Annotated in this window: 11 protein-coding genes; 8 read left to right on the plus strand and 3 right to left on the minus strand. The window is 41.3% G+C overall.

Annotated elements, in window-relative coordinates; genetic code table 11:
- The first annotated feature begins 387 nt into the window (after nt 1-387).
- Nucleotides 388-945, plus strand: coding sequence for a TrmH family RNA methyltransferase (locus AC4GME_RS13730; RefSeq protein ID WP_490379593.1), 558 nt, complete (start codon nt 388-390; stop codon nt 943-945).
- A gap of 216 nt (nt 946-1,161) precedes the next feature.
- Here AC4GME_RS13730 and AC4GME_RS13735 read toward each other — a convergent pair whose 3' ends face one another.
- The gene (locus AC4GME_RS13735; RefSeq protein WP_490379594.1) at nt 1,162-1,698 is read right to left on the minus strand and encodes a porin family protein; all 537 of its coding nucleotides are present in this window, start codon (nt 1,696-1,698) and stop codon (nt 1,162-1,164) included.
- A gap of 494 nt (nt 1,699-2,192) precedes the next feature.
- Between AC4GME_RS13735 and AC4GME_RS13740 the strand changes: the two genes are divergently transcribed.
- The 3 genes from AC4GME_RS13740 (at nt 2,193) to AC4GME_RS13750 (ending at nt 5,109) form a co-directional block, all read left to right on the plus strand.
- Complete coding sequence (locus tag AC4GME_RS13740) at nt 2,193-3,266, plus strand: linear amide C-N hydrolase (RefSeq protein WP_490378779.1); 1,074 nt, start codon at nt 2,193-2,195, stop codon at nt 3,264-3,266.
- Nucleotides 3,267-3,628: 362 nt separating this feature from the next.
- Nucleotides 3,629-4,168 (plus strand): hypothetical protein, encoded by a 540-nt coding sequence (locus AC4GME_RS13745; RefSeq protein WP_490378780.1) that lies wholly within the window; start codon nt 3,629-3,631, stop codon nt 4,166-4,168.
- A 302-nt stretch (nt 4,169-4,470) separates the two neighbouring features.
- Entirely contained in the window at nt 4,471-5,109 is a 639-nt protein-coding gene (locus AC4GME_RS13750) for a class I SAM-dependent methyltransferase (RefSeq protein WP_490379595.1), read from the plus strand.
- Between the two features lie 426 nt (nt 5,110-5,535).
- Here the strand turns inward: AC4GME_RS13750 and AC4GME_RS13755 are convergent, their stop codons facing one another.
- Together AC4GME_RS13755 and AC4GME_RS13760 are read right to left on the minus strand one after the other, a co-directional pair.
- Entirely contained in the window at nt 5,536-6,255 is a 720-nt protein-coding gene (locus tag AC4GME_RS13755; protein WP_490378227.1) for a methyltransferase family protein, read from the minus strand.
- A gap of 352 nt (nt 6,256-6,607) precedes the next feature.
- Entirely contained in the window at nt 6,608-7,681 is a 1,074-nt protein-coding gene (locus AC4GME_RS13760) for a linear amide C-N hydrolase (protein ID WP_490379596.1), read from the minus strand.
- A 653-nt stretch (nt 7,682-8,334) separates the two neighbouring features.
- Here AC4GME_RS13760 and AC4GME_RS13765 point away from each other — a divergent pair.
- The 4 genes from AC4GME_RS13765 to AC4GME_RS13780 all read left to right on the plus strand — a co-directional run bounded on the left by AC4GME_RS13765 (nt 8,335) and on the right by AC4GME_RS13780 (nt 10,503).
- The gene (locus AC4GME_RS13765) at nt 8,335-8,955 is read left to right on the plus strand and encodes a glutaredoxin domain-containing protein (RefSeq protein ID WP_490378225.1); all 621 of its coding nucleotides are present in this window, start codon (nt 8,335-8,337) and stop codon (nt 8,953-8,955) included.
- A gap of 133 nt (nt 8,956-9,088) precedes the next feature.
- Nucleotides 9,089-9,292: a hypothetical protein gene (locus AC4GME_RS13770; protein ID WP_490378224.1), complete on the plus strand. Its 204-nt coding sequence runs from the start codon at nt 9,089-9,091 to the stop codon at nt 9,290-9,292.
- A gap of 72 nt (nt 9,293-9,364) precedes the next feature.
- Entirely contained in the window at nt 9,365-10,204 is an 840-nt protein-coding gene (locus tag AC4GME_RS13775; protein WP_490378223.1) for an MYG1 family protein, read from the plus strand.
- A gap of 20 nt (nt 10,205-10,224) precedes the next feature.
- Nucleotides 10,225-10,503 carry a DNA-3-methyladenine glycosylase I gene (locus tag AC4GME_RS13780; protein WP_490378222.1) on the plus strand — a complete coding sequence of 93 codons (279 nt, stop codon included), beginning with the start codon at nt 10,225-10,227 and terminating at the stop codon, nt 10,501-10,503.
- Nucleotides 10,504-10,648: the final 145 nt, after the last annotated feature.

Consider the following 10,648-nt stretch of genomic DNA (forward strand, 5'->3'; position numbering starts at 1 on the left):
TTATTTGGATTCTATCTCTTATATGGGGGGCGTTTGCGACTTAGCTTTCTATCTCGGTTTGGGGCACAATTTTAGTCAATAATTTTTGTCCGCTTAAGCGGGCGTTGAGGTCGTAGAATAACTCTTTTGGGGGGATTTTAGGCCATTTTTATGGGTTCCAAATGCATTACCTAGTGCCTTAAAAGTGCTTAGAATGCGATATTGGAGCTCGATTTTTTCTAATATTTGGTTGTTAGAGTAATTCTACAGCCTCGTTAGGGCTTTAGAGGTAAACATGAAATTTAGAGACATGGCTACAATATCCATACATTTTTTATTTCTCATATTTTCTATGTAATAGCCAAGGCAATTATGCCACTTCATTAGCACTTAATAAGAGCAGATATCATGCATTCAGAAATACAGCTTAGTAAAGAAGACATTAGAAAAAACAAGCCTGCACGAGATCAATACTTAAATCAGCCCAAAATCCCCCTAGTTCTGGTATTAGATAACGTCACTAATAGCTTCAATATTGGTGCTTTTATTCGCTTGGCTGATGCTTTTGCTATCGAAAAAATTATTATCTGTGGAGAGCTAACTATTTCAGATAAGAAGTTTAGAAAAGCCTCTAGAAATGAAGCTAAATGGGTTTGCATTGAATATAGCAATAACACCACGTTAAGCTTACAAACATTATTAGACAAAGGTTATGCTGTTTTTGGTGTTGAGCTATGCCATCAGTCCGTTGATTATAAGGATATTAGTTACCCATCACCCTGTGCATTAGTATTAGGCAATGAACGCAAGGGCGTGAGTGAAGCGGCATTGCAATTAAGTCATCAACAAATACACATTTCCATGTTTGGTATGGGTAATTCTCTGAATGTTTCAACCGCTGGCGCTATTGTATTAGCAGAATGTGCCAATCAAATCCGCAAAACAATCACTGAAGTGGCCAAGTAGTATTGGCCACAAATTTATAGTTTTGTAAGTCGCAATGGGGCACAAAGCGAGATAGCTTTTTATTTTCTATTATCAACTTTAACAGTCAGCATTGACTTCTAGCCCTTGCTTTTTTTGTCATGTTCAATATTAATTTTTAGTTTATCGAGGTATTATATTTCCTTTAATTTAATGATTAAAAGAATATAAGGTATGGATGTCCTGCCTTGTCTCCTTCTAAAAAGCAAACCTGACACCTAAACCAGCTATAGATGAATCAATATCGTTATCAAATACAAGGTATTCAGCATAGATATCAATGGTATCTAAAACATCAAAACTGAAACCAATACCACCAAAGGCTTCTTCACCATCGTTATCCTCTTTAATTCCATCTTTCTTAATATCAACACTGAGAGAAGCAATACCCGCTTTTGCATAGATTTCAAAAAATGGACCGATTGGAATATAACCAACAGCTGCCAGAGTGAATGCTGAAGCATCAACCTCATATTTGGTGTCAGTAACTGTAGAATCGTATTCACCAAGATCGTAATAACCTAATTCAGCAGACATCATAAATATATTAGTATCAAGGAAGGTGTAGCCAGCAAATAGTGCTGGTACAACATCATCTTCATCGAAATCTCCTTGTTCTGCGTATGACTGATAGATACCGCCGCCAATATAAAAACCTTTAGCATGGGCGATCGAAGCGCTGCTAGCGGCAAAGATGAAAGTGCTTATCGCTATTGTTTGAATTAATTTCTTCATGTTAGTTCCTAATTTATTTCAGTTAGTTATTGTCTATACATTGAAAATTAGTTGTAGCTGTCCACTCGACAGTTAGAATATTCTAGGGGGGGCTCGTTACAAAACTTATAACGCAGAGATGCTGATTTTAAGGAGTTAAAAAATCGGACATTTATCTAGAATGGTATAAGTATAGTTGCTTAACCGGAAAGGGGCACATACCGACTTAGGAACTTTGTGTTAACAGTTCAAAAGATAATGACCAGTCAGAGCCATTCACTACACATTTTTTAAAAAGCTTACCTACCCCAAATTATTCCCAGACTATTAAATCTTCTTTTTAACCATGTAATGTTTAAGGGCATAAGTATTTAAATACTATACTTTGGCTTAGAAGAACAATATTGGATTGAATACACGTCCGTGGCCAGTTTTACTTGACCACTTCATAAAGCTTTCAGTCTATTTTGGGGCGTATTTCCAAAAAACTCTACTAAACTGAACGAGGAAAAATAATGAACACATTCATTACAATCACTCTGAGATTATTAGTTCTGGTAGCACCACTTTATGGCACAGTGGAGGCGTGTACCTCTTTTACACATAATACCCCCGAGGGCATTGTTTTTGGGACCAACCTCGACTTGTTAACACCCACTGACGGTCTGGTGTTCGTAAACCGTCGCGGCATTGCCAAGGAAAACATCCGCAAAAACACTGATGAGAAAAAATTAAAATGGGTCTCACAATATGGCAGCATTACCTTTAATGTTGTCGGTCGGGGATTTGTGTGGAGCGGTATGAATGAGGCGGGTTTGGTCATAAGTTCGATGGAATGGCGAGACAGTGAATACCCAATATCTGATGAACGAACACCTTTTGATCCGGGATCTTGGATGCAGTACGTGTTAGACAACTTTGCTAGTGTAGACGAAGTCATTCAGACGGATTCAACGGTGCGACCAGTAACGGATGATGGAGGTTGGCCCAGTCACTTTCTTGTTGCGGACGCACAAGGAAGGAGCGCAGCTCTTGATTATATTGATGGTAAATTGGTGGTGTATACTGGCAAGAGCTTACCCATCAGAGCCATGACCAATATGTCCTATGGAAGGGCTCTTGAAGCCTATCAGAACGGTGGCGCACGATGGTGGTGGTCAAACCCGGGCCATTCTGCGGAACGATTTGCTACCGCAGCCAAACGGATGTCCAGTTTTACGCATAGCAAAGATCTCAATGCCACACCTCACGCATTCGACACCTTAGTTGAGGTGGCTGATCAATATACAAAATGGAGCGTGGTCTACAACATTGATATGCGGAAGATTTGGTTTCGCTCAATAACAAGTGGAGCCATAAAGTATCTGACGATGGAATCTTTCGACTTTTCCTGCACATCGCCGTTATTGATGATGGATATAGACACCACGTTGAAAGGGAATGTGAATGATGCATTCATTCCATACAATCGCCAAGTGAATCAGCAAGTCTTCACGACTGGTTTAGCCCGCTTAGGGATGCAAATACCCAGGCAGGATGTGGTCGAACTTATGCAGACCTTTGATGGGTTCACGTGTGCGACAGAATGAAATGATTCGCCTAACTGAGTTTGCCTGTAAAACAGGTGGAGTCCATATACGACTTAGCTTTTTATTTTCTAATATCTATTTTCTTTTTTAATGTTATGGGTTAAGAGTATAAAAACCCTGGATTTCCCGCCTTTTTTCCTATTTATACTCATTTTATATCGTGGGCAAAGTGCCTTCGGGGAGGAGGGGGGAATTAATGTTCAGTTTCGCTAAGCGACTAAAGTAATGAGCATTATTCTGCACGATGAAATTATCCATAAACGCCCTGTAACACTGCACTAGACTAGACTACACACTATTCACTGTGAGCTATACTCAATGAGCTACTGTATTTGTAGCACCATTAAACAGAGGGTGATTTTATGAAGATTTATGCCTATATCTTAACTTTTATAGCTATTTTTATGAGCTATATCGTAACCGTTCACGCGAGTAGCAAATCTCAAACACTTTTAGAAGATGCATTAAGCGCAGCTCCTCCGACCCTTCGATCGACAGTTACCGTAATGGATTGGAACAAAAATGTATTGCAAAAAGGAACTAATAATTACACTTGTTTTCCAACGCCACCTCAATTACAAGGAAAAGCTCCAATGTGTTTTGATGCAACTTGGCTGGAATGGGCTGATGCTTGGACAAACAAGAAGCCATTTAAAGCAAAAACTATTGGTATCTCTTATATGTTAGCAGGTGATGAAGGTGCCAGTAATATTGATCCTTATGCAGAAGGCAAAACTGCTGATAATCAATGGATTGTAGAAGGACCACATTTGATGATAATTACTCCCGATGCTGCATTATTAGATTCATTGCCAACAGATCCCAGTATTGGCGGGCCTTATGTGATGTGGAAAGGCACTCCTTATGTGCATATTATGGTGCCAATAGGAGCGAGGAAATAAGGTCGTTAAATTAAATGTTGTGGTTAACCCGTTAAACAATTTAGGGGAGTAAAACAAAAAAAATGGCTTGTTGTGGCCAAGTGAATTTGGCCACAAACTTGTAGTTTGTAAGGTGCAATGGGGGCGTTTGCGACTTAGGTTTTCTAGCTCGCAACGGGGCACAAAGCGAGATAGATTATTTACTTTAATGTAGAGCTGTAATTTTATTTATCTGGCTCGCTTCCGGGAAAAGCGAGAGAGATGATCGATTAAAATTTCACTATCTAGGGCGCTTTGCGCATCCCAAATTAGAGGAAGTCTTCATGCATATTTGTCCCTTGTGTTCATCAAATCAGACACAGTTCTATTTTGAAGACAAGAATCGCTGCTATTTTCAGTGTTCTCGCTGTGAGTTGGTATTTGTACCTCAGGAGCAGAGGCTGGATGCGGTGAGTGAGAAAGCCCACTATGATCATCATGAGAATGACCCAGATGACCAGGGGTATCGACGGTTTTTATCGCGCTTAGCCTTGCCTCTTCTTGAGAGGATAGCATCAGACTCTAAAGGGTTAGATTTTGGCTGTGGGCCAGGACCCGCATTGGCACATATGCTACGCGAGGCTGGACACAAAGTTGCGTTATACGATATTTACTATCAGCCTGATGCAGATGTGCTGGAGAAAACGTATGATTTTGTGACTGCGACAGAGGTGATAGAACACCTCTTTGAGCCTAAAAAAATATGGTCGCAATGGTTAAATTTAGTTAAGCCGGGTGGTTGGATAGGAATAATGACTAAACAGGTTATAGACCTTGAAGCATTTGCCTGCTGGCACTATAAATATGACCCTACCCATGTAATCTTTTTTAGCCGGGCGACTTTTCGCTATCTGGCAGAGCGTGACAAGCTTGAACTAGAATTCATTGGAAATGATGTGATTTTACTGAGGAAACCTCTGTAGTGAGTCGAGATAAGGAATCCGCTTGACATTATTGCCCACTTAGCGGCACTGGTGCCCAACACATTAATATGTAGTGACTTATACTAGATTTGATAATTCAGCTTGTTAGTCTCAACTTATCTGACGAACCTTCATGCTCGCTGCCGGGAAAAAGTGAGCATGGTGATAGCTTAAATTTTCACTATCTGAACCGCTATGGGGCACAAACCGACTTAGATTTTTTGCACTATTTGTCTGTTGAGATTCCCCAATTTACGCTCGCTTTCTCCCAAAAGCGAGCGTAAAGACCTCATCTTTAATTAGATTTTGGTGTCAGTTAAAGCGGGGGTAGATCAGAGTCCGAGTGCAGCCACTGTTGTTAGGCGGCGCGCAACTCTCTCGATTAAACCTCAATCTCTGATCTGGGACATCCGCCACTTAGGTCTCTCAGTATATCCCAGGAATCAACCGATAGCGCACGCGTCGTGCATAATCTCGATAGCCCGGCAACTCTTCCTGTAAAGCCCGGTCTTCAAGTACGGTTCTAATCATCGTGATGATTAATGCCACCGCCGCAGGAATCAGTGTCCATGCCGAGCCCAGAGCAAGAACAATACCGAACAGTGCAAGCATATTTCCGGCATAACCCGGATGCCGCACAAACCGGTACGGGCCACTGTCACACACCACATGCCCTCGATCCGTCTGAATGCGCACCACGCTGGAGAAAAAGCGGTTCTCTGCCAATGCCCATGCAGCGAAAGCGTATCCGAGCGAGATCAAAATGAAGCCCATCACGATGAGCCATAACGGAAATTCGGGAGACCAGTTATAGTGATGGTCCAGCCCTGCCACAATGACCATAGGAAACCCGACACTCACCGCCATCAGTGGAGCAAGCACTTTGTCCCAGGCTTTTGCGTTTTGGATATGTTCAATATTTTGTCGTTCGGCTGTTAATCCGGGATGTCGTTGTTCCGCCCACATGCGCCCACCAATAGCAGCGGACAGGAACAGCATGGAATAGATCCACGCCTGCCACCAGCCGAGGTCCCCACCGCATATCAATAAAATCAGCGGGATCAGGAGATACACCACAACCAATCTGATCCACTGGCGAGGGGATGCCGTTTGAGCTGTCTGTTCATTAACCGTCTTTGCTGACATGTCATTCCCCAAAATAAAATGGATTTGAGCGTGTGCCAAGTTAGAAAGTACAATTCAGTACCTTGGTGTTGAACTTGAAGATGTTTTACGTCTCTCTGAACAGATTGAAACTTGATTATATCTGTGGGCTAACCAAGTAAGCATGTCATTAATGGCATGCTTATATTCTCCCATTTTTGAGCGTAGAGACCTCTCTATCCTTTGGCTCGATTATACGCCTTTAGGTGTAACACTAAGTCGTATATGGACCAATATGACTACGAACCTATAAATACGTGACCAGTTTTACTTGGCCACTATAATTTATGAGAGTTTTTGAGGGGTACCTGAGCCCCCCGTTAGGCGAAGCATTTTATTCAGCCGCACATTTGAACCCTTCAAGGGGCAGCATTAGGTTATCCGCATCCTGTTTGTTTATTTGAATCCCTAAACGATCTAAACCTATAGTGAAAGCTCGCTGATTCACTTGGCGATTGTACGGAATGAACGCATTATTCACATTGCCTTTTGAAGTAGTGTCTACATCAATCATCAATAACGGAGATGAGCAGGAAAAGTCGAAGGAATCCATCGTAAGAGACTTTATTTCACCGCTTGTAATTGTACGAAACCAAATTTTTCGCATATCAATGTTGTAGACCACGCTCCATTTTGTATATTGATCTGCTACCTTAACCAAGCTATCGAATGCATAAAGTGTGGCGTTGAGGTCTTTAGTCGATGCAAAACTGGACATCCGGTTGGCAGCGGTGGCAAATCGTTCCGCAGAACGCCCTGGGTTTGACCACCACCATCGCGGACCATCATTTTGATATGCTTCAAGTGCCCTTGCGTAAGGCATGTTTGACATAGCACTGACAGGTGAGCTATTGCCAGTATAGGCCACCAATTTACCATCAACATAATCCAGTGCAGCGCTCCTTCCTTTTGCGTCAGTGACAAGAAAATGATTGGGAAAGCCTCCATCGGTTATTAGTCGCACCTTTGCATCCGCCTTAATGACTTCGTCTACGCTGGCAAAGTTGTCTAACATGTATTGCGCCCAAAATCCTATGTCAAATGGCGCTCGTTGATCAGGCTCTGGATATTCACTATCCCGCCATTCCAATGCGGTTATTACCAAGCCCGCTTCGTTCATACCGCTCCACACAAACCCCCGGCCGGCAATGTTGAAAGTAATACTTCCATACTGTGATACCCATTTTAATGTTGTACCATCGGCACTTTGGCGAATATTTTCTTTGGCAATGCCACGCCGATTCACGAATACCAGCCCTTCTGTTATGAGTGATAATTGGTCAAGGTTAGCCCCATAAATGATTCCTTCTGGGGTCTTATGTGAAAAAGCTGTACAAGCCCGTACCGGGGCGTAAAGTGACGTAACAATAAGCAATAAGGTAATAACAGCTGTTATAAATGTTTGCATTATTTTATCTCCTTTACCTTGGACTTAAATGAAACTCTGTTCCTTATATTTTAGCTGTGTTTCACTAAAAATAATAATACACATATATTTTGTATGGTTGAGTGGGGCGGTTTAACGTCAGGAAATAATTGTGTTAGCTAAGCCTTAAAAAACAAGGGATTTGTGAATGGCTCAGATTAGTCATTTTTTGAACTGTTAACGGAAAGTCTGTGGCGTATGTGCCAAACATCGCCTCGGAATATTCAATACAAAATAGAATCAATCGTTGCAGCATCTAAAAAGGTTTTGTCCAAAAGCGCTAGGCAACGAAATATATAACTAATCACTTTTTCTGATTTTCTTGAGCGTAAAAGGTAGATCCTGTCACGCTCGCTTCTTCCCGAAAGCGAGCATGGCAGTGGCCAAGTTAATTGAGTAACTTATTTTTAGTTTGTAAGGCGCAATGGGGGCGTTTGCGACTTAGGTTTCTATCTCGGTTTGGGGCACATAGCGCCATACAAAAGATCATTCATTTACCTCTAAACGGGTGGCCAGAATCACTGTGCCACCACAAATCTACTATAATCATTTAATCAGAAAATATGTTGCAGCTGCGCGTAAGAGGGAGTGAGGGTTAATACACCATTTATTCACCCCATTAAAAAGGAAAATAAATGACTCAACAACCGATAAAAGTGTATTTATTTCGTTGGGCTGGTTCTTGGGGACCCTTTCAAGTCAAAATTCCTTGTGGTGAATGTACGTTAACCAAAGATGTGATTCTTGACACTATTAACAAGGAATTATCTGGAATTCCAGTAGAATTAGAATTACGAGAGTGGCTTAGTGAATGGTGGAAACCTTTATTGAAAGGCGGATGGCATGCACCTATAGTGATAGTCGGAGGTAGGGTCGTTAGTCAAGGAAGTGCGTTAAACCGAGGGCTTCTCACTCAAGCTGTAATTGAAGCTTATGCAAGTCGAGTGAAAATTACAGGAAATCACCTTTTTGGAAAAGAAAGTTGTCCTCATTGTAAACGTGCGAAAGGGTATCTTGAACAAGCCAGCATCACTTATGATTATCACGATGTCGTTAGTAGTCCACGCGGTTTATATGAGATGCTTGCCAGAGTAAAACCTCATATTGCTCCTAAAATGCCAATAACTGTTCCTCAGATCTGGATCGATGGTAATTATATCGGCGGCGCAGATCAGCTTCACGATATCGTCAAACAAAACGTCGAGCCTAATTATGATCGCGGGCAATGTTCACTGTCGCCTTCCAAAGATAATTGATAATGGATCCAGTTTCTCGTTAAATTGAGAATTATTCTGGTCTAATTGAACTGGACACTTTAGAAAATGTAATATTACACGTGTAAAAGTAAATTTTCACCTCGTAAAGGGAGTGTTAGCGAGACAGCTTTCTATGGCGCAAATACGAAGCGGCACACGTGCAATTTCAGGTATCATGATTGAGAGCTTTATTGAAGAAGGCAATCAGTCCGTAGAAGACGGCAAAGAACTGGTGTTCGATAAAAGTATTACTGACGCTTGTATTAATCGGGACGACACAGCAAAAAATGCTGGCGGAACTGGCGAAGACCAGCAAAAAACGGATGAAATTGTTTAATTCGTAACTTGCTCTGATGCGGGAGTATTTAATCCTCATTGGATTACAACTCTGGTGAGGTTTAAATAGAAAATGATGACGGCAAAGAAAATACAGGTGGTTACGCATAACGGCTCGTTTCATGCGGATGAAGTGACCGCTGTAGCATTGCTGCAGCTCTACGGTATAGTGAAAAATGGTCAATTTGACATTCTCCGCACGCGCGATATTGAGCTGATTAATCAGGCGGATATTGTTGTTGATGTCGGCGCTGTCCACAATGTTGAAACGCGCCGTTTTGATCATCACCAAATCAAAGACGCAGAGGTTTCAAGTGCCGGTCTGGTATGGCAGTGGATCAAGGAACAGACAGGGCAGGTAAATCCGGAAATAGATTGCTTCGTCAACGCAATTGACAGACATGATTGCGGTATCGAAAAAATGCCTGATTTTTCATTTTCTCATATTATAGCTGCATACAATGATGCTGATCTGTTTAACGATAAAAAACAGCAAAGCGCTTTTAATGATGCCGTAAATATTGCCCTGAAATTTATCGCTCATCTGAAGAAAAAACAAACACAGCGTAAACAAGCTGTAAAAATCATTGCCAGTTCAGCAATAAAGGAGATCGGTAAACATAAGGTTTTAATATTGGCTGAGTACGCGCCCGGATGGACGGAATTGGTCCATGGTGAAAGTAAATATTCTCAGATTACCCATGTAATTTGGTTTGTAAAAGAGACAAATAACTGCTGCATCCAAATACCTTCCGACAAAGAAAACAGTTTTGTCATGGGCCACCCTAAATTACAGGACGATGATAATGCGCTTTTTATTCATCAAAATGGTTTTTTTGGTATCTATGCAAGCAAAGAAGCTATTTTTGAGATGCTAGAAGAGCAAACAAGTAAAAATAGGGTAAACGCTTAGCCAATAACGAGGTGATTATTTTGGATGAAAAGTATTTGCGTACGGCAGAGGATGGTGTCACCCGCTGCTGGTGGGGAGGTGGCGAACTGGATTACCGTATTTACCACGACCAGGAGTGGGGCAGACCAGTTGCAGACGATTTTCAACTTTTTGAGAAAATTTGTCTGGAAGGCTTCCAGTCAGGACTTTCATGGCTGACCATCCTGCGTAAACGGGAAAACTTTCGCAATGCATTCGCTGGGTTCAATTTTAATAAAATAGCCTGTTTTAATGATGATGACGGGTTTCTAACCTTGTAAAATTAATAACCAAAATATATGAGTAATATAGAATAAGTCGTTATTTTAAAAGGAATAATAAATCATAATTTATACAATTCGCATTGAAAGTTATATCAATCATATTTTTTGTAAATAATGAAGTAAATCCATGCTCAATCATATT

The sequence above is a fragment of the Psychromonas sp. genome (genome assembly GCF_983033635.1).

Coding starts and splice junctions, on each gene's coding strand:
- AC4GME_RS13730 (WP_490379593.1), top strand. CDS start 388: ATGCATTCAGAAATACAGCTTAGTAAAGAAGACATTAGAAAAAACAAG.
- AC4GME_RS13735 (WP_490379594.1), bottom strand. CDS start 1,698: ATGAAGAAATTAATTCAAACAATAGCGATAAGCACTTTCATCTTTGCC.
- AC4GME_RS13740 (WP_490378779.1), top strand. CDS start 2,193: ATGAACACATTCATTACAATCACTCTGAGATTATTAGTTCTGGTAGCA.
- AC4GME_RS13745 (WP_490378780.1), top strand. CDS start 3,629: ATGAAGATTTATGCCTATATCTTAACTTTTATAGCTATTTTTATGAGC.
- AC4GME_RS13750 (WP_490379595.1), top strand. CDS start 4,471: ATGCATATTTGTCCCTTGTGTTCATCAAATCAGACACAGTTCTATTTT.
- AC4GME_RS13755 (WP_490378227.1), bottom strand. CDS start 6,255: ATGTCAGCAAAGACGGTTAATGAACAGACAGCTCAAACGGCATCCCCT.
- AC4GME_RS13760 (WP_490379596.1), bottom strand. CDS start 7,681: ATGCAAACATTTATAACAGCTGTTATTACCTTATTGCTTATTGTTACG.
- AC4GME_RS13765 (WP_490378225.1), top strand. CDS start 8,335: ATGACTCAACAACCGATAAAAGTGTATTTATTTCGTTGGGCTGGTTCT.
- AC4GME_RS13770 (WP_490378224.1), top strand. CDS start 9,089: ATGGCGCAAATACGAAGCGGCACACGTGCAATTTCAGGTATCATGATT.
- AC4GME_RS13775 (WP_490378223.1), top strand. CDS start 9,365: ATGATGACGGCAAAGAAAATACAGGTGGTTACGCATAACGGCTCGTTT.